The 16,988-nt window shown below is 70.7% G+C and carries 15 protein-coding genes and 1 pseudogene; 7 read left to right on the forward strand and 9 right to left on the reverse strand.

What is annotated here, in order from left to right; genetic code table 11:
* Nucleotide 1: 1 nt before the first annotated feature.
* Nucleotides 2–1,012 (forward strand): ligase-associated DNA damage response exonuclease, encoded by a 1,011-nt coding sequence (locus VKQ35_RS16615; protein WP_324363615.1) that lies wholly within the window; start codon nucleotides 2–4, stop codon nucleotides 1,010–1,012.
* Nucleotides 1,012–2,637, forward strand: coding sequence for a cisplatin damage response ATP-dependent DNA ligase (locus VKQ35_RS16620; protein ID WP_324363617.1), 1,626 nt, complete (start codon nucleotides 1,012–1,014; stop codon nucleotides 2,635–2,637). The genes VKQ35_RS16615 and VKQ35_RS16620 overlap by 1 nt, the downstream gene beginning before the upstream one ends.
* Here the strand turns inward: VKQ35_RS16620 and VKQ35_RS16625 are convergent.
* Complete coding sequence (locus VKQ35_RS16625) at nucleotides 2,634–3,161, reverse strand: HAD family hydrolase (protein WP_324363619.1); 528 nt, start codon at nucleotides 3,159–3,161, stop codon at nucleotides 2,634–2,636. The genes VKQ35_RS16620 and VKQ35_RS16625 overlap by 4 nt on opposite strands.
* A 73-nt stretch (nucleotides 3,162–3,234) precedes the next feature.
* Here VKQ35_RS16625 and VKQ35_RS16630 point away from each other — a divergent pair, with 73 nt between their 5' ends.
* Nucleotides 3,235–4,305 carry a mannose-1-phosphate guanylyltransferase gene (locus tag VKQ35_RS16630; protein ID WP_324363620.1) on the forward strand — a complete coding sequence of 357 codons (1,071 nt, stop codon included), beginning with the start codon at nucleotides 3,235–3,237 and terminating at the stop codon, nucleotides 4,303–4,305.
* A 194-nt stretch (nucleotides 4,306–4,499) separates the two neighbouring features.
* Here the strand turns inward: VKQ35_RS16630 and VKQ35_RS22090 are convergent.
* Nucleotides 4,500–4,668 (reverse strand): annotated as a pseudogene (locus VKQ35_RS22090) (type B chloramphenicol O-acetyltransferase); the annotation flags it as partial.
* 532 nt (nucleotides 4,669–5,200) lie between these two features.
* Here VKQ35_RS22090 and VKQ35_RS16640 point away from each other — a divergent pair.
* Both VKQ35_RS16640 and VKQ35_RS16645 read left to right on the forward strand, forming a co-directional pair.
* Nucleotides 5,201–6,409, forward strand: a complete 1,209-nt coding sequence (locus tag VKQ35_RS16640) for a threonine ammonia-lyase (protein ID WP_324363621.1) — start codon at nucleotides 5,201–5,203, stop codon at nucleotides 6,407–6,409.
* A 14-nt stretch (nucleotides 6,410–6,423) separates the two neighbouring features.
* Nucleotides 6,424–6,954 (forward strand): FKBP-type peptidyl-prolyl cis-trans isomerase, encoded by a 531-nt coding sequence (locus VKQ35_RS16645; protein WP_324363622.1) that lies wholly within the window; start codon nucleotides 6,424–6,426, stop codon nucleotides 6,952–6,954.
* Here the strand turns inward: VKQ35_RS16645 and VKQ35_RS16650 are convergent.
* The gene (locus VKQ35_RS16650) at nucleotides 6,951–7,421 is read right to left on the reverse strand and encodes a GNAT family N-acetyltransferase (protein WP_324363624.1); all 471 of its coding nucleotides are present in this window, start codon (nucleotides 7,419–7,421) and stop codon (nucleotides 6,951–6,953) included. The two genes, VKQ35_RS16645 and VKQ35_RS16650, sit on opposite strands and share 4 nt — an antisense overlap.
* Nucleotides 7,422–7,425: 4 nt before the next feature.
* The gene (locus VKQ35_RS16655; protein ID WP_324363626.1) at nucleotides 7,426–9,087 is read right to left on the reverse strand and encodes an MFS transporter; all 1,662 of its coding nucleotides are present in this window, start codon (nucleotides 9,085–9,087) and stop codon (nucleotides 7,426–7,428) included.
* A 108-nt stretch (nucleotides 9,088–9,195) separates the two neighbouring features.
* Between VKQ35_RS16655 and argE the strand changes: the two genes are divergently transcribed.
* Nucleotides 9,196–10,362 carry an acetylornithine deacetylase gene (gene argE, locus VKQ35_RS16660; protein ID WP_414692358.1) on the forward strand — a complete coding sequence of 389 codons (1,167 nt, stop codon included), beginning with the start codon at nucleotides 9,196–9,198 and terminating at the stop codon, nucleotides 10,360–10,362.
* Here argE and VKQ35_RS16665 read toward each other — a convergent pair.
* A complete protein-coding gene (locus tag VKQ35_RS16665) occupies nucleotides 10,359–11,393 on the reverse strand; it encodes a glycosyltransferase family 2 protein (RefSeq protein ID WP_324363627.1) in 1,035 nt (344 codons plus the stop codon). The two genes, argE and VKQ35_RS16665, sit on opposite strands and share 4 nt — an antisense overlap.
* A gap of 33 nt (nucleotides 11,394–11,426) precedes the next feature.
* Between VKQ35_RS16665 and rfbC the strand changes: the two genes are divergently transcribed.
* Complete coding sequence (gene rfbC / locus VKQ35_RS16670; RefSeq protein WP_324363629.1) at nucleotides 11,427–11,984, forward strand: dTDP-4-dehydrorhamnose 3,5-epimerase; 558 nt, start codon at nucleotides 11,427–11,429, stop codon at nucleotides 11,982–11,984.
* On the opposite strand, the gene VKQ35_RS16675 is transcribed toward rfbC, so the two are convergent.
* The 4 genes from VKQ35_RS16675 to VKQ35_RS16690 all read right to left on the reverse strand — a co-directional run bounded on the left by VKQ35_RS16675 (nucleotide 11,981) and on the right by VKQ35_RS16690 (nucleotide 16,833).
* Nucleotides 11,981–13,915 (reverse strand): hypothetical protein, encoded by a 1,935-nt coding sequence (locus VKQ35_RS16675; protein ID WP_324363631.1) that lies wholly within the window; start codon nucleotides 13,913–13,915, stop codon nucleotides 11,981–11,983. The two genes, rfbC and VKQ35_RS16675, sit on opposite strands and share 4 nt — an antisense overlap.
* Nucleotides 13,916–13,993: 78 nt before the next feature.
* Entirely contained in the window at nucleotides 13,994–15,118 is a 1,125-nt protein-coding gene (gene queG / locus VKQ35_RS16680) for a tRNA epoxyqueuosine(34) reductase QueG (protein WP_324363633.1), read from the reverse strand.
* On the reverse strand, nucleotides 15,099–15,785 hold the full coding sequence (locus VKQ35_RS16685; RefSeq protein WP_324363634.1) for a glutathione S-transferase family protein: 687 nt from the start codon (nucleotides 15,783–15,785) through the stop codon (nucleotides 15,099–15,101). The genes queG and VKQ35_RS16685 overlap by 20 nt, the downstream gene beginning before the upstream one ends.
* Before the next feature lie 82 nt (nucleotides 15,786–15,867).
* Entirely contained in the window at nucleotides 15,868–16,833 is a 966-nt protein-coding gene (locus VKQ35_RS16690; RefSeq protein ID WP_324363636.1) for a cation diffusion facilitator family transporter, read from the reverse strand.
* Between the last annotated feature and the right edge of the window lie 155 nt (nucleotides 16,834–16,988).

A 16,988-nucleotide genomic window follows, 5' to 3' on the forward strand; every position in this document is an offset into this window, starting at 1 on the left:
GATGATCCGGCCCCAGGACCTGCTCTGCCCAAAGCCTGAGGGCCTCTATTGCGCCCCGGGCGACTTCTACATCGACCCGGTCAGGCCGGTGGCGCGCGCGGTGATCACCCATGGCCACGCCGACCATGCCCGCGCCGGCCACGGCGCGGTGCTCGCGACCCGGGAGACGCTCGACATCATGGGCGAGCGCTATGGCGCTGCGTTCGCCGGGTCGATGCAGGCGGCCGCCTACGGCGAGGCCGTGCCGCGCGACGCCGTCGAGGTGACCCTGGTTTCGGCGGGCCACGTGCTGGGCTCGGCCCAGGCGGTGGTGCGCTGGAAGGGCCTGACCATGGTGGTCAGCGGCGACTTCAAGCGGCGGCGCGATCCGACCTGTCCGCCCTTCGAGCCGGTCCCCTGCGAGGTCTTCATCACCGAGGCCACCTTCGGCCTGCCGGTGTTCCGCCACCCGCCGGACCACGAGGAGATCGCCCGGCTGCTGCGGTCCGTGGCCCAGTTTCCGGAGCGCTGCCACCTGGTCGGCGCCTATGCGCTCGGCAAGGCGCAGCGGATCATCCGCCTGCTGCGCGAGGCCGGGTGGGACCGGCCCATCTACGTCCATGGGGCGCTGGAGCGGCTGAACGCGCTCTATGAGCGGCACGGCATCGACCTCGGCCCGCTGGAGCCCGCCACGACCGGCAAGAAGGCCGATTTCGCAGGCCAGATCGTCATCGCCCCGCCGTCCGCCACCCAGGACCGCTGGAGCCGCCGTTTCCCCGATCCTGTCACCGCCTTCGCGTCGGGCTGGATGCAGGTCCGCGCCCGGGCCCGCCAGCGGGGTGTGGAATTGCCGCTGGTCATCAGCGATCACGCCGATTGGGACGAACTCACCGCCACCGTCGACGAGCTACGGCCCGGCGAACTCTGGATCACCCACGGCCGCGAGGAGGCGCTGGCCAGGTGGGCCGAGATGCACGGCGTGCCGGCCCGCGCGCTGGCGCTGGTGGGCTACGAGGAAGAGGACGACGGCTGATGCGCGCCTTCGCCGAACTCCTCGACCGCCTGTCGCTGACGGCCTCGCGCAACGCCAAGCTGACCCTGGTCACCGACTATCTGCGCGAGACGCCGGACCCGGACCGCGGCTGGGCGCTGGCGGCGCTGACCGGCGACCTCTCCTTCGACGCCGCCAAGCCGGCCTTCATCCGCAAGGCGGTGGAAGAGCGGATGGATCCGCAGCTGTTCTGGTGGTCCTACGACTATGTGGGCGACCTCGCCGAAACCGTCGCCTTGGTCTGGCCGGCGCGGCCGGGCGCCAACCGCGAACCGGAACTCTCCGAGGTGGTCGACGCCTTGCGCGGCGCCACGCGGGCCGAGGTGCAGACGCTGATCGAAGGCTGGCTCGACGCCCTGCAGCCCACCGGCCGCTGGGCGCTGTTGAAGCTGATGACCGGCGGCCTGCGCGTCGGCCTCACCGCCCGCCTCGCCAAGCGGGCGGCCGCCGAGATGGGCGCCGAACCCGTGCCGGTCGCCGAGGTCGAGGAGATCTGGCACGCGCTGCACCCGCCCTACGAGGACCTGTTCGCCTGGCTGGAAGGCCGCGGCGAGCGTCCGTCGTCGGAGAACCCTGGCCGCTTCCGCCCCGCCATGCTGGCCCAGGCGATCGACGAGGCGGTCGATTTCGCCAAGCTCGATCCGGCCGACTACGCCGCCGAATGGAAATGGGACGGTATCCGCGTCCAGGCGGTCAACGAGGCCGGCGTGCGCCGCCTCTACACCCGCACCGGCGACGACATCTCAAAGTCGTTCCCGGACGTGGTCGACGCCCTGCAGGCCGAAGGGGTCATCGACGGCGAACTCTTGGTCATGCGCGATGGCAAGGTCGCCGCCTTCGCCGACCTGCAGCAGCGCCTGAACCGCAAGACGGTGGACGCCAAGGCGCTGGCGGCCTTCCCGGCCGCCATCCGCGCCTACGACCTGCTGGCGGAAGGGCCCGAAGACACCCGCGTCCTGTCCTTCGCCGAGCGCCGCAAACGCCTGGAGGCCTTCGTGGCCAGGGAGGCGAGCCCGCGCATCGACCTGTCGCCGACCCAGCCTTTCGCGACCTGGGCGGAGCTCGCGGCCCTGCGCGCCCACCCGCCGGCCGGCGACCCGCAGATCGCCGAGGGGTTGATGCTGAAGCGCTGGGATTCGGTCTACGAGGCCGGCCGCCCCAAGGGGCCCTGGTTCAAGTGGAAGCGCGACCCGTTCCTGATCGACGCGGTGCTGATGTACGCCCAGCGCGGCCACGGCAAGCGGTCGAGCTTCTACTCCGACTACACCTTCGGGGTCTGGACGCAGGATGACGCCGGCGCCCGCGTCCTGACGCCGGTGGGCAAGGCCTACTTCGGCTTCACCGACGAGGAGCTGAAGGCGATCGACAAATACGTCCGCGACAACACGATCGAGCGCTTCGGGCCGGTGCGTTCCGTCCGCGCGGAGCCGCGCCACGGCCTGGTCTTCGAGGTCGCCTTCGAGGGCCTGCAGCGCTCCACCCGCCACAAGTCCGGCGTCGCCATGCGTTTCCCGCGCATCAACCGCCTGCGCTGGGACAAGCCGCCCGGCGAGGCCGACGAGCTTGCGACGCTGGAACGGATGCTGGCGCAGATGGAGGGGCGCTAGGCGGGCAGCAGCGCCTCGTCCCTGAGGAACTGCATGAGGTCGCCGCCCGTGAACAGGGCCGCGCGGACGCCCGCCCGTTCCGCCGCCTCCAGGTCGCTGGGCTTGTCGCCGACCAGCAGCGAGGCCTCGCGGTCGATCGGCCACTCGGCGAGCGCGCGCAGGATCATGCCGGGGTTGGGCTTGCGGTCCGGCGGGTCGGGGTGGCGATAGGCGTCGAGCGGGGCGTCCGGGTGCTGCGGCGCGTGGTAGAAGGCGTCGATGTGGCCCCCGGCCTCGGCAAGGTCCTCAGCCATCCGCGCGTGCAGGGCGCGCATGTCGTCCTCGCTGTAGAAACCGCGTCCGACGCCGGACTGGTTGGTCACCACGATCACCAGCCAACCGGCCCGGTTGAAGGCGGCCACCGTCTCCTTCGCGCCTGGGATCCAGCGGAAGTCCTCCCAGCGGAAGACATAGCCGTGGTCCTCGTTCAGCACCCCGTCGCGGTCGAGGAAGAGCGCGGGCTTTGAGGATTGGGTTTCGGGCACGGGCCGACTATAGCGGCGCACCTTGTGGCGAGGCGATTTCAAAAAGGCCGAACCCCTGGTCTAAGGTCGCGCCATGGCGAAGATCACCCCCGTCCTGATGTCCGGCGGCGCAGGAACCCGGCTCTGGCCCCTGTCGCGGCAGGCCAAGCCCAAGCAATTCCATACGCTGGGCGGCGAGCGCACCCTGATCCAGGACACCGCCCTGCGCTTTGCGACCGACGCCTTCGCCCCGCCGGTGGTGATCTGCAGCCTTGCGCACGCGGAGCTGGTCCGCACGCAGCTGGCGGAGGTGGGTGTGACGCCCTCGCTGGTGCTGGAGCCGCAGGGCCGCAACACCGGCGCCGCCGCCGTGATCGCGGCGCTGACCGCCGCGCAAGCCGGCGCGGAGCTCGTCCTGCTGCTCAGCGCCGACGCGCGGGTGGACGATCCGCAGGCGCTGCGCGACGCCATCGCGGCCGGGGCGCCGGCGGCCCAGGACGGCGCCCTGGTGATCTTCGGCATCAAGCCCACCGCGCCCGAGACCGGCTACGGCTATATCCGCGCGCAGACCGGCGATGGGTCCGGCGAGGGCCCGGTCCGCAAGGTCGCCGCCTTCGTGGAAAAGCCCGACCTCGCCACCGCCCAGGCCTATCTCGCCGACCCGGCCTACAGCTGGAACGCCGGGATCTTCCTCTTCGCCCCGGCCGCCTTCCTGGCCGAGGCGCGCCGCCTGGCGCCCGAGCTCACGGCGGCGGCGGAGATCGCCTTCGCCGAGGCGGCGCGCTCGGCGGGCGATCTCCAGCTTGGCCAGGCCTTCGCGCGCACGCCGGCGGCGCCGGTCGACGTCGCGGTCTTCGAGAAGACCGACAAGGCCGTGGTGGTCTCCGCCGACATCGGCTGGAGCGACGTGGGCGTCTACGCGGCGCTGTGGGCCCAGGCCGAAAAGACCCCGTCCGGCGACGTGTTGCAGGGTCCGGCGGTCACGGCCGGGACCTCCGGAAATCTCGTGATCTCCGACGGGCCGACGGTGGCGCTGAGCGGCGTCGAGAACCTGGTGGTCGTGGTCGAGGGCGGCGTGGTGATGATCGCCCCGAAGGACGATCCCGCCGCCATCCGAGCCCTCGTCGAGCGCCTGAAGGCCGAAGGGCGTGGCGACCTAGTTTGATTGGCCTTTGAGCACGGCCAGGATCTCGTCGGTCCGCAGCGGCGTTGGCCGCAGTTCGGCGGGCGGATCGGACGCGATCCGTGCCTCCAGGGCGTCGAGGAACGCTTCCGGCTGGTCGATGGGCAGGGATTCCAGCACCTCCGGCCCAAAGCGCCACCACTGCACCCGCTGGAAGCGTTCGATCAGGGGGTCGGGGAAGCGCATCCGCAGCACCCTGGCCGCGGTCCCTCCGACGATGGCGTAGGGCGGCACGTCCTTCACCACGAGCGCCCGAGACCCGACGATAGCGCCGTCGCCGATCGTCACCCCGCGCGCGATCGCCGCCTCCTCGCCGATCCAGACGTCATGGCCGATGGCCACATCGGGCGGGGCCACCTCGAACGGGAGGGGCGGCGCGGTCAGGCCGTGGACCCTGCGGTAGGCTCCGATGGCCAGGGAGTCGTGCTCGTGGAACACCGGCGAGGTGGTCGCCCAGGTGGTCGCGTGGTCGCCGCCCAGCCATCGGACGCCGCGGGCGATCGAGCAGTATCGGCCCACCCGCACGCCGGAGCTGAACGGGCTGGCGCTGTAGGAAAAGCAGCCGATGGCCGCGGGCAGCCACGCGCCGTCCAGGGTTTGGGTGAAGGGCTCCAGGACGCAGTCGTCGTCCATCATCAGGCGGTCGCCCACCTGCCAGCGTTCGCTCTTCAGGCCGTGGAACACCCGGCGCGTCCACAGGAGCTCCAGCAGCGGCTTGGTGAGGTCAAACGTCCACATGGGGCCGCTCCATATCACACCGCCGCGTCCTGCAAGCTCGGCCTTCGCCGGCTCCCCACGCTGCTGCATTGCGGCAAGGCGCCTCCGCCGTTAGGTTGCGCGCCTTTTCCGCCGCCCATTCCCAGCCAAGCAGTCCGTCATGACCCTCGCCTTCGATGACATCCTCGCAGCCAAAGACCGGCTGCAGGGTCATATTGAGCGGACGCCCTGCCGCCGCTCGCGGACGCTCTCGGAGATCACCGGCGCGGACGTCTGGGTGAAGTTCGAGAACCTGCAGTTCACCGCCGCCTACAAGGAGCGCGGCGCGCTCAACAAGCTCCTGCAGCTCACCGAGTCCGAGAAGAAGCGCGGCGTGATCGCGGCTTCCGCCGGCAACCACAGCCAGGGGCTGGCCTACCACGCCGCGCGGCTGGGCATTCCGGTGACCATCGTCATGCCCAAGGCGACGCCCTTCGTGAAGGTGCAGCAGACGCGCGCCCACGGCGCCGAGGTGGTGATCGACGGCGAGGGCTACGACGAGGCCTCGGCCTTCGCCATGAAGCTGCGCGACGAGCGCGACCTGGTGTTCGTGCACCCTTTCAACGACCTCGACGTCATGGCCGGCCAGGGGACGGTGGCGCTGGAGATGCTGGAGGACGCGCCGGACCTGGAGGTCCTGCCGATCCCGATCGGCGGCGGCGGGCTGATCGCCGGCATGGCGACGGCGGCCAAGCACGTGAAGCCGGACATCAAGATCGTCGGCCTGGAGCCGGCCATGTACCCCTCGTTCACCGCCAAGATGCGCGGCGTCAACGCCGGCGTCTCCGGCGGCGGCGCGACCATCGCCGAGGGCATCGCGGTCAAGCAGGTGGGCGACCTTTCCTATTCCGTGGTCCGGCCGCTGGTCGACGAGGTGCTCCTGATCGAGGAGCCGTTCTTCGAGCGCGCGGTGGCCCTCTACTGCAATGTCGAGAAGACCGTGACCGAGGGCGCCGGGGCCGGATCGCTCGCCGCCCTCCTGGCCTATCCGGAGAAGTTCCGCGGCAAGCGCTGCGGCCTGGTGATCACCGGCGGCAATATCGACACCCGCCTCCTGGCCTCGGTGCTGACCCGCGAGCTGGTCCGCGAGCAGCGGATCGTCAGTCTGCGGATCATCGGCGACGACCGCCCGGGCCTGCTAGGCACGGTCTCGGCGATCATCGGCCGGATGGGGGCCAACATCATCGAGGTGGCGCACAACCGCCTGGCGCTGGACGTGCCGGCCAAGGGCGCGGAGTTCGATATCCTGATCGAGACCCGCGACGCCCAGCACACCCAGGAAATCATGGACGCCCTCCGGGACGCCGGCTATCCCCCGCGCGCTGTTTGAGAGACATCGAACAAATGATCCGTAAACTGATGATTGTGGCGGCGATTCTCTCCCTGGCCGCCTGCCAGCAGCAGAAGAGCGTCGTGGCGGGCGACAAGCCCGAGGGCCCGCAGGCGCCGGCCGCCGCCGACCAGAGCGCGGCCTCCAAAGCCTTCCTGGCCAAGAACGCCAAGGAACCGGGCGTCGTCGTCCTGCCGGACGGCCTGCAGTACAAGATCGTCAGCTCCGGCCCGGCCACGGGCCTCAAGCCGCACATCAACGACGAGGTGAAGGTCAATTACGAGGGCAAGCTGATCGACGGCACGGTCTTCGACAGCTCCTACGAGCGCGGCCAGCCGGCGGCCATGCCGCTGAAGGGCCTGGTCAAGGCCTGGCAGGAGGCCCTGCAGAAGATGAAGCCCGGCGACGTCTGGATGCTCTATGTGCCGCCGGAGCTGGGCTACGGCGCCGAAGGCCAGGGCCCGATCCCGCCGGGCGCCGCGCTGATCTTCAAGATCGAGCTGATCGATTTCCTGCCGGGCCCCGGCAGCGTCGCCGCGGGCTAGAGCGACCGCTTCATGCCCACGTGGCTCTTCGCGAACCCCAGCCGCTCGTAGAAGCGGTGCGCGGCGTCGCGGCTGGCGTGGCTGAGTAGCTCCATCTGGGTGCAGCCCCGCGCGCGGGCCTCGTCCATCGCCCAGGCCATCATCGTCTCGCCCAGTCCCTGACCGCGAAGCCGTGAATCCACCCGCACCGCCGAGACCAGCGCCTGTTTCGCCCCCTGGTTCGACAGCCCGGCGATGAAGGTCAGCTGCAGGGTCCCGACCACCGCGCCGTCCGCAGTCTCGGCCACCGCCAGCAGGGCGCGTGGGTTGGCGGCGAGGTCGTCGAAGGCTTCCAGGTAGCCGGGCGCCGGCGGATCGCTGACCACCTCGCGGCCCGCGCCCAGGCCGTCATCGGCCAAGAGGCGCACGATGGCGGCCACATCCTGGCGGCGCGCCGGACGGCAGACGATCGCGGGCGCCTGCGCCAAGCGGCTAGGCGGCCTTGGGCCGGCCGGCGGTGGCCACCATGGTGGCGATCGCCACCCCGATCGCGCCGCCGACCACCAGGCCCTGCAGCCAGAACATCGGCGGCGGGGTCTTGAAGAACATCGACGACGCATTGGCCAGCGCCGCGCCGGGCAGGGCGCCGGCCAGGAACATGTAGACCGACAGCCGGGCGGTGGTGATCGGCTTGGCCGGCACCGCGTCGGCCTTGGCCACGTCGGCCTGGATCGTCCAGCGGCTGGCGAAGAAGCAGAGCATGGCCAGCGGGATGATCGCCGTCGACAGATAGACCGTGATCTTGATGCCGTGCGCCGAGGCGGCGGCGCAGGCGACCTTGGCGGCGCCGGCGGCGGTCTTGCAGGCTAGGACGTCCAGGCCGGTCCCTGCGAGGTAGTGGTTGGTCATCAGGTCGGTGGTCATGCCGAACGCGGTGGGCCCGCCGCCCAGGCCGATGATGTTGATCGCGAACAGCAGCACCGCGGCGGCGATCGCCCGCATGGCCGGCGGCGCCATGGTCTGCACCCCGCCGTAGACCGGGCCCCACCAGGCGCCGACCCCGATATTGGGGATCAGCAACAGGATGAGCGCCAGCAGCATGTTGTCCGAGCCCGCCACATACCAGAGCACCGGCAGGCTGACGAAGGGCACCAGCAGCGGGAAGAGCGCATAGTTGCGCACGTCCTTGGCCCCCCACCGGTCGGCCAGCACGCCGCCCAGCCAGGAGCCGAAGGCGCCGCCGAAGCCCGCGCCCAGGCCGAGCGCCAGGCTGATGAAGCCAAGCGGCGGCTTGCCGGGCGCCGGCGCCATGCCGAACTGGCCGGCCAGCACCGTCAGCTCATGGGCGTGGTTGCGCAGGAAGAAGGGCGTGAAGAACTGGCCATGCGCGTAGCTGACGAAGGAGGTCAGCGCCCCGCCCATGGCGAACAGCCAGAAGGTGGGCCGCTGCTCCAGCGTGGAGAACACCATCAGCAACGGGATGTGGCTCGACGCATTGGCCGCCGCCTGGGCGTCGCGGGAAAGCTGGCTGCGCGGCTCGCGCAAGGTGAAGATCGCCAGCAGGGCGAAGACCAGGCCCGGCGCGCCGGCCACGAAGAAGGCGCTCCGCCAGCCGTAGTGCTCGGCGACGATCCCGCCGATCGCCATGCCCAGCAGCGTGCCGATCGAAATGCCCATGGAATAGATGGCCAGCGCGGTCGCCCGCTTGTTCGGCGGGAAATAGTCGGCGAGCAGGGAGTGCGCCGTCGGCGAACAGCCGGCCTCGCCGATGCCGACGCCGGCCCGGGCGAAGGCCAGGACGGCGTAGCTGCGGGCGACGCCGGAGACGACGGTGAAGCCGCTCCACAGCGCGAGCGAAATGGTCATCACCCAGGGGCGGTTCGACTTGTCCGCCACCCGCGCGATGGGGATGCCCAGGATGGTGTAGACCGCCGCGAAATAGATGCCGCCGAGCGCCCCCATCTGGCTGTCGGTGAGGCGAAGGTCGTTCTTGATGCTCTCGCCGATGGTGGTGATGATCTGCCGGTCGAGGAAATTGACCGTGTAGATGGCCACCAGCAGCGCCAGCGCATAGCGCCCGTAGGCGGCGCTCACCGGTGCGAAACGCGGCTCCGAAGGCGCGACGGCCCCCGGCTCAAGGACGATATCCGCCACCCTGATCCTCCCAACTCTTTTTCTCGTTGCGGCTATGTAGCCATGGCCCGGCGCGGCGCGCACGCTTTCCTTTGAGGCTGTCCGCCGCCGGGTCTATGGCTGTCGCCCATGACCGACCTCGCCGCCGCCCGCGCGATTCTGGAAACCCTGGTGGGGTTCGACACCACCTCGCACCTCTCGAACCTCGCGCTCATCGAATGGGTCGAGGCCTATCTCGACCGCCACGGCGTGCCGCACCGCCGGGTCGCCAACCACGAGGGGACCAAGTCCAATCTGCTGGCCACCGTCGGCCCGACGGTGGAGGGCGGGGCGGTGCTCTCCGGCCACACCGACGTGGTGCCGGTGGACGGCCAGCCCTGGACCAGCGACCCCTTCGCCATCGTCGAACGCGACGGCCGCCTCTATGGCCGCGGGACCTGCGACATGAAGGGGTTCCTGGCGCTCGCGCTGGCGGCCGTGCCGGACCTCGTCGCCGCCAACCCGCGCAAGCCGGTGCACCTGGCCTTTTCCTATGACGAGGAGATCGGCTGCCTGGGCGCGCCCGGCCTGATCGAGGTGATCCACCGGGAACTCCCCAAGCCCGCCTTCGTGGTGGTCGGCGAGCCCACCGACATGGTGGCGGTGAACGGCCACAAGGGGATCACCTACTATTCGGTGCGCGTCACCGGCCACGAGGCCCACTCCAGCCAGACCCAGCTCGGCGTCTCGGCGATCATGGAGGCGGTGAAACTGATGTCGTCGCTGAACGATCTGGCGGCCAAGCTGGAGCGTGAGGCCGACCCCACCTCGCCGTTCACGCCCAAGGGCGCGACGCTCACCATCGGCCTGGTCAACGGCGGCACCGCCGGCAACATCCTGGCGCGGGAGTGCAACTTCCTGTTCGACCTGCGCTGCCCGCACACCCTCGATGCGCAGGTGGTGCTCGCGCCCTTCTTCGCCGAAGCCGCCGCCATGGACGCGGCGCTCAAGGCGCGTCACCCCGAGGCCGGCGTCAGCCTGCGGCTACAGTCCAACGTGCCGCCCTTCGCGCCGGAGCCGGACGGGGCCGCGGAATCCTTCGCGCGCCGCCTGGCCGGCGACAACGGCCCGCCGCGCGCGGTCTCCTTCGCCACCGAAGCCGGCCAGTTCCAGCGCTCCGGCCTCTCCACCGTTCTCTGCGGCCCGGGCTCCATCGCCCAGGCGCATCAGCCCGACGAGTTCGTCGAGATCTCCCAGATGGAACGCGGCGTGAATTTCATGCGCCGGCTGACGGAATGGGCGGCTTCGGGGGACTAGCGCTTGCGTTGCACGAACGCCCGCCGCAGCAAGAGGTCCAGCGGGTTCCAGGTCATGGCGCGGGCGATCTGCCAGGCGCTGGCGGTGCGCGTCGCCTGGGCCTCGCGGCGGGCTTCCAGCGCCACCCGCACATTCCGGATCCCTGACGCCAGCCCACGCACCGGCGTCGCCACCTCGCCCCGCGTCGCATGCCGCGCGAACAGCACCAGCGTCGCGGCGATGTGCAGCGGGAGCGTCAGCCAGAACAGCACCGTGGGCGTGTCCTTCACGAACACCCAGAAGCGGTTGCGGGTGCCGTGGAACACCGCGAAATCGCTGCGCCGCCCGCCGGTCGACGCCGAACCCACGTGGCGCACGACGGCGTCGGGGACCAGCAGGGTCGGTTCGCCGATCAGCCGCAGGCGATAGCCCAGGTCCACGTCCTCGCAGTAACAGAACAGCCGCTCGTCAAAACCGCCGAGCCGCAGGAACAGCTCGCGCTCGACCATCATCGCCCCGCCGCAGGCCGAGAACACCCAGCCCGGCGCGAGCTCGCCGGGGTTGGGGTGCGTGTAGCCGCCGCGGAACGGATAGCCGGCCAGCGACATCACATCGCCCAGGCCATCGAGCTTGGTCGGGTCTTCCGCCATCAGCTGGCGGGAGGTGAAGCAGTGGACGCCTGGGTTCGCCTGCGTGGCCGCGACCAGCCGCGCCAGCCAGTCCGCATCCGCGTAGGCGTCGGGGTTGAGGAGCGCGAGCCAGCGTCCGCGCGCGGCCTTGGCGCCCTGGTTCACGGCCGCCGCGAACCCCAGATTCTCGCCGTTCTCGATCAGCCGGATCGCCGGGTCGGCCTTGGCCGCGGCCTGCGCCTCGTGGCCGCTGGAGGCGTTGTCGACCAACAGGATCTCATAGTCGGGATAGGTCTGCGCCCGCATCGCCGCCAGGCACTCGGCGAGCGTCGGGCCGCTCTCGTAGACCACCACGATGACGCTGACCCCAGGTACGCTGACTTGTGGCGCAGAAGACTTGCCAATCGCCGCGGCGCGCGCCATCCGAAAGGTCACTCCTCACCGTTCCGAGCCCACATGACGACCGTCACGCCCCTGGCCCTGGATGGGGTCCTGCTTATCACGCCCAAGCGCCATGGCGATGCGCGCGGCTGGTTCGCCGAGACCTGGAGCCACAAGTCGCTGCTGGCCGCCGGCGTGGACACCCAGTTCGTGCAGGACAACCAGGCCTTCAACGCCCGCAAGGGCACGGTGCGCGGCCTGCACTTCCAGAAGGCGCCGCACGCCCAGGGCAAGCTGGTGCGCGTGCTCAAGGGGGCGATCTTCGACGTCTGCGTCGATGTGCGCCAGGGCTCGAAGACCTACGGCCAGTGGGTCGGGGCGACGCTCACCGCCGAGGCCGGCGAGCAGCTCTGGGTGCCGCGCGGTTTCGCCCACGGGTACATGACCGTCGCTGACGATACCGAGCTCTTCTACAAGGTCGACGGTGACTACGCGCCGCAGCTCGAGGGCGGGCTGATCTGGAACGACCCCGACATCGGCATCGCCTGGCCGCTGGACATCGCCGACCCCGTGCTCTCCGAAAAGGACAAGGTCTTGCCGCGGCTGAAGGACATGCCGCCGGCCGACTTCTAGGGGCGTCCAGCCGCGTCCCGTTGCTGGCGCGCCTCGTCCGCCTTGCCAAGCTTGGCGAGCGCCTGGCTCCAGCGCAGGTGGTTTGCGGCCCAGTGCGGGGCGAGCTTGTCGGTGGCGGCGAAGCGCTCGGCCGCGCCGGCCGCGTCCCCCTTGGCCATCAGCGCCTCGCCCCAGGTCTCAACCGGATCGGCGAAGCGAGGCGCCTTGGCCGCCGCGCGCTTGGCGAGTGCGATCGCGCCATCGGCGTCGCCTCGGGCGAGGCGCGCCTCCGCCCATTCCGCGTCCGCGTAGGGCGGAGACGGCGCCAGCCGCACGGCGTCGCCGAACCAACGGTCGGCGGCGGCCCCGTCCTTGGCGGCCGCGGCGACCTGGCCGCGCACCCGCAGGCATTGGTAGCAATCGAGCGGCGTCCTGCCGATCAGCGCCTGGGCGCTCGCCACGTCGCCCGTGCGCGCGAGCGCCAGCGCCTCCAGCGGCCAGATCCAGACATGCTGCATCAGGCCATAGGCCGGCCGCTTGGCCCGCTCCGCCTCCAGGGCGGCGTCGACCTGGCGGACGTCGGCCAGGGCGGCGGCCCAGTCGCCGCGTTCCACCGCGATCGAATAGACCGGCAGCGCCTCGAAGGCGCCCTGCTCGATGTCCCACAGCATCGTGGTGTCCGGCGGGGTCTGCGCCGACCGCTGCATAGCCGTAGCGGCGGCCAGATCGTGCCCGAGCGCGAAGGCGCTCTCCGCCAGCGCCGCCCCGAGCGTCCTGAAATGCGTTCCGCCGTCCTCCTTGGCCGTCTCGATCCAGGTCTGCGCCGAGGCCGGGAAGTCGGGGGTGATAAACTGCAGGTAGCCGCGGCCCAGCAGCTTGTTCTCCACATAGAAATGCTCGCTGGTGTCGGGCAGGCGCTTCTGGTCGTCGTGGTCGAGGATCTTGGAGATCGACAGCGCCGCTTCGTCATGGCCCGACCAGACCGCCGTGTTCACCAGGCTGATGTGGTCTGAGAGGTCGGAGCCGGCGCCGAAACCCAGGCCAAGCGCGCCATGGCTGCGCGCCGCGGCAAGGTCGCCATGATCGTTGAGGTCCATGATGGCCCACTTGGCGTAGGCCCAGCCGCGCTCGCTGGGTGGGCCGTGGGCGGCGAGGTCCTCGACGACCGCAAAGGCCTCCTCGGACCGTCCGTTCTCGTCGAGGTACTCAGCATAGCGATAGGGCTGGTTCGCCCGATAGACCGCCTCAGCCGCCTTCTGCGCCAGGTCGTCGAAGGCCGTCGCCGGCCCGGTGAAGGTCTGCGGCGGCGCGTCCCCCATGCGCGCGGTGACCGCGATGCCGGTGGGCGTGGTCAGGACCTCGCCGCCGACCCGGGTCACGTGGCCGACCTTGTCGCGCAGCAGCTTCTCGAACTCGCCGAAGGTCAGGCCGGTCTGCGGGATCTCGACCTTCACGTCGCTGCCCCAGTTGCCCTCGTAGGACTGGGCCGGGCGGTCGGAGTCGTCGGTGGCGGTCTGCAGGGCCTGAAGCTTGTCCAGGAAGCGGCTGGCCGCCACCTGTCCGGTCAGGCCGCCGCGCGCCAGATCGGGCGGCACCGAGAAGGCTTCGATCTCCAGCCCGTGCTGTTCGTGCGCCTGCCAGACCATGGCCGCGAGCAGGGCGACCACGCCCGCGCCCGCGAGCGCGGTCATCATCTGCAGCAGCGCCTTCATCCGGTCGCTGAACCGGCCAAGCCGCAGGCGCGAAAGGGCCAGCTCGCCGGTCTCGGTCAGATGCTCGGCCTGCAGCCGCGCGAGCCGCGTATGCTCGGCCAGGAAGGCGTCGAGTTCGGGATCCCCGCCGGCTTTCTCCTTGCGCCGGCCAAGCGCCAGCGACAGGGCCGCGCCCAGGCCCGCGCCGGCGACCGTCGCCTCGCTCGCCTCGGCCTCTCGCGCGTCCTCCGCCTCGGCCATGTTCAGCCTGCCCCCGTCACCCGCACCGCTGCCTGCCTAGCATGCGCCGACAGCCGTGGAGCAGCCCATCAAAAATGTTCACCCCGGCGCGCGCCACTCCTCAAGAACCTCCGGATCGGTCTCGGTCGCGGCGGCGCGCAAGGCTTCGAACCCCTCCGCCTCCAGCAACCGCGACAGCGCCCAGACCGCCGCGCCGCGCACCAGTGGCGAGGGGTCATCCAACAGGCGCTCCGCCTCCGCGGCCAGGGCCGGGTCGCCGGAATTGCCAATGGCGTAGAGCACGTTGCGGACGAACCGGTCACGGCCGATGCGCTTGACCGGACTCTTGCTGAACAGGGCCCGGAAGGCCGCGTCGTCCAGGCGCGACAGCTCGGCCAGCGACGGAGCGCGCAACGCCTCGCGGGCCTGCAGCTTCTGTTCGGCGGCCACCGCGGCGAACTTGTTCCAGGGGCAGACCGCCAGGCAGTCGTCGCAGCCATAGATGCGGTTGCCCAAGGCGTCGCGGAACTCCCGCGGGACCGGCCCCTTCAACTCGATGGTCAGGTAGGAGATGCAGCGCCGCGCATCGAGCTGATAGGGCGCCGGGAAGGCCTGGGTCGGGCAGACGTCCAGGCAGGCCTGGCAGGTCCCGCAGCTGGCGGTTTCGGCCGCGTCCGCGGTCAGTTCCAGGGTCGTCAGGATCGAGCCCAGGAACAGCCAGGAGCCGAATTCGCGGCTGACCAGATTGGTGTGCTTGCCCTGCCAGCCCAGGCCCGCCTGGGCGGCCAGCGGCTTTTCCAGCAGGGGCGCGGTGTCGACGAACACCTTCAACTCGCCGCCGAACCGGCTCTGCAGCCAGCGGGCCAGGGCCTTCAGCCGGCTCTTGATCAGCTCGTGGTAGTCGTCGCCCTGGGCGTAGACGCTGATCGCCGCGCGGGTCGGCTCGCCCAGAACGCTAAGCGGATCGTGGTCGGGGCCATAGTTCATCCCCAGCGCGATGGCCGAGCGCGCGTCCGGCCACATGGCGCGGGGATGCGCCCGACGCTGCGCGGTCTCTTCCATCCAGCCCAGTTCGCCGTGACGGCCCTGCGCGATGAACTCCGCCAGCCGCGCGCCGGCCGGCCAGGCGTCCGGGATCGGGGTGAAGCGGCAAGTGTCGAAGCCGAGCCTCAAGGCCTCGGCGCGGATCAGGTCTTCAGTCTTGTCAGAAGTCGAGATCCGCATAGTTCCCCGGCGGCGTCAGGCCTGGCCAGCGGTCCGCCAACAGCGGCCGGAAACAGGGCCGGGACTTCAGCTTCATGTACCAGGTCTTCACCGCCGGGAAGTCCTTCCACGGCATGTCGCCGCAATAGTCGATCACCGACAGGTGCGCCGCCGCCGCGAAATCGGCCAGCGACAGGCGCCGGCCCGCCAGCCACTCGCGCTCCTGCAGCAGCTTGTCGATGTAGAACATGTGGGTTCTGAGGCCGTCGCGGCCCTGGCGCAGGTTGTTGAGGTCCGGCGCGCCCAGGCCCAGCAGCCGCTTTTCCATCTTCTCGTGCAGGATGTAACCGCCCGCCTCGTGCTCGAACTTGCGGTCGAACCAGGCCAGCAGCCGCCGCGCCTCCGCCCGCTCGGCCGGGTCGCGGCCCAAGAGCGCCGGCTCCGGCGCGGTCTCTTCCAGGTGGTCGAGGATGGCGCGGGCCTCGCAGAGCACCAGGGTCTTGTCCCCGTCGGTCTCGACCAGCACCGGCACCAGGCCCGACGGGTTCAGGGCCGTCAGCTCCTTTGGGCGCTCCCAATAGCGCACCTGGACCTCGGTGAAGGCCAGCCGCTTCTCACCCAGCGCCAGGCGCACCTGGCGCGAGGCGGGGTCCAGCGGGAAGTGATGCAGGGTGCGCTCGAGGCTCATGTCCGGCTAACGCGAGGGGGCAGGTTTCGTCTCGTAGAATCGTCGGCCCCAATGGACCCCGGACCCGTTAAGGGGCCGTTTACTACGCTCTCGCGGCCGTCTTTGGGGCGGCTTTCGGCGCCTTGGTCTCGGCAAAGGCCCCGCCGTGCGGCTCGGCGCGCCCGCGCGGGTCGGCGTGGATAATGATGTCGGCCTGCGGGAAGGCCGCCAGGACGCGGTTCTCGGCGGCCACGATGACCTCGTGCGCCGCCTCGAGCGTGAGCTCAGGGTCAAGGTCCACGTGCATCTGCATGTGCACGAACGGGCCGGACGCCCGGGTGCGCAGCTGGTGCACGTCGGTCAGGCGCGCGTCCTGCGTCAGCAGCTCGATGATGCGCGCACGCGCCTCGTCCGGCAGTTCGTGGTCCATGAGCTGACCCGAGGCCTCGCGGAACACGCCCACCGCGCCCCACAGCAGGAGCGCCGCGATCACCAGGGCCGCGAGCGCGTCCAGCCAGTAGAGGCCCAGCCAGGCCGAAAGCCCGATGCCGACCAGGGCGAGCACGTTGGAGGCGAGGTCCAGCGCGTAGTGCGTGTGGTCCCCCGAAACCGCCACCGACGAGGTCTGGCGCAGAACGCGGGCCTGCGCCGCCAGCAGTCCGGCCGTCAGCACGATCGAGACCGCCATCACGCCCATCGCCCAGCCTTCCTGCTGCAGGGCATGGGGATGCATCAGGTCGACGATCGCCTCGCGGCCCACCAGGGCGGCGGAGGCGAACACCAGGCCGGCCTGCACGAGGCTGGCGAAGGCCTCCGCCTTGCCGTGCCCATAGCGGTGCTCGGCGTCCGGCGGCTCCATCGCGAAGCGCACGGCGTAGAAGGTCGCGGCCGACGCCACCAGGTCCAGGCCGGAATCCGCGGTCGACGCCAGCATCGCCACCGAGCCCGATGCAAGCCAGGCGACGATCTTGATCGTCACCAGCACGCTCGCCGTGGCGACCGACAGCAGGGTCACCCGCCGCGTCAGGGCGGCGCTCTTGTCGGGCGAAAGACCTTGGACGGCGTTCATGGCGCCGACTTGTAGCATCCCTCCCCGCTTTGGGGAGGGTGGCGACTCCGGACTTGTTCCGGGGGAGACGGGTGGGGACATGTGGGCCAGTCTGCTGAGTTCAGTGCTTCGCCCCAAACTTCCCCACCCTGACGGCGTCGGCGTCTGTCCCGCCC

Source organism: Phenylobacterium sp. (assembly GCF_035309685.1).
Classification (GTDB): domain Bacteria; phylum Pseudomonadota; class Alphaproteobacteria; order Caulobacterales; family Caulobacteraceae; genus Phenylobacterium.

What these genes read in the sequence shown, in the direction of transcription:
- VKQ35_RS16620 (WP_324363617.1), top strand. Translation starts at nt 1,012, where the DNA reads ATGCGCGCCTTCGCCGAACTCCTCGACCGCCTGTCGCTGACGGCCTCG.
- VKQ35_RS16665 (WP_324363627.1), bottom strand. Translation starts at nt 11,393, where the DNA reads ATGGCGCGCGCCGCGGCGATTGGCAAGTCTTCTGCGCCACAAGTCAGC.
- VKQ35_RS16630 (WP_324363620.1), top strand. Translation starts at nt 3,235, where the DNA reads ATGGCGAAGATCACCCCCGTCCTGATGTCCGGCGGCGCAGGAACCCGG.
- rfbC (WP_324363629.1), top strand. Translation starts at nt 11,427, where the DNA reads ATGACGACCGTCACGCCCCTGGCCCTGGATGGGGTCCTGCTTATCACG.
- argE (WP_414692358.1), top strand. Translation starts at nt 9,196, where the DNA reads ATGACCGACCTCGCCGCCGCCCGCGCGATTCTGGAAACCCTGGTGGGG.
- queG (WP_324363633.1), bottom strand. Translation starts at nt 15,118, where the DNA reads ATGCGGATCTCGACTTCTGACAAGACTGAAGACCTGATCCGCGCCGAG.
- VKQ35_RS16675 (WP_324363631.1), bottom strand. Translation starts at nt 13,915, where the DNA reads ATGGCCGAGGCGGAGGACGCGCGAGAGGCCGAGGCGAGCGAGGCGACG.
- VKQ35_RS16615 (WP_324363615.1), top strand. Translation starts at nt 2, where the DNA reads ATGATCCGGCCCCAGGACCTGCTCTGCCCAAAGCCTGAGGGCCTCTAT.
- VKQ35_RS16685 (WP_324363634.1), bottom strand. Translation starts at nt 15,785, where the DNA reads ATGAGCCTCGAGCGCACCCTGCATCACTTCCCGCTGGACCCCGCCTCG.
- VKQ35_RS16690 (WP_324363636.1), bottom strand. Translation starts at nt 16,833, where the DNA reads ATGAACGCCGTCCAAGGTCTTTCGCCCGACAAGAGCGCCGCCCTGACG.
- VKQ35_RS16640 (WP_324363621.1), top strand. Translation starts at nt 5,201, where the DNA reads ATGACCCTCGCCTTCGATGACATCCTCGCAGCCAAAGACCGGCTGCAG.
- VKQ35_RS16645 (WP_324363622.1), top strand. Translation starts at nt 6,424, where the DNA reads ATGATCCGTAAACTGATGATTGTGGCGGCGATTCTCTCCCTGGCCGCC.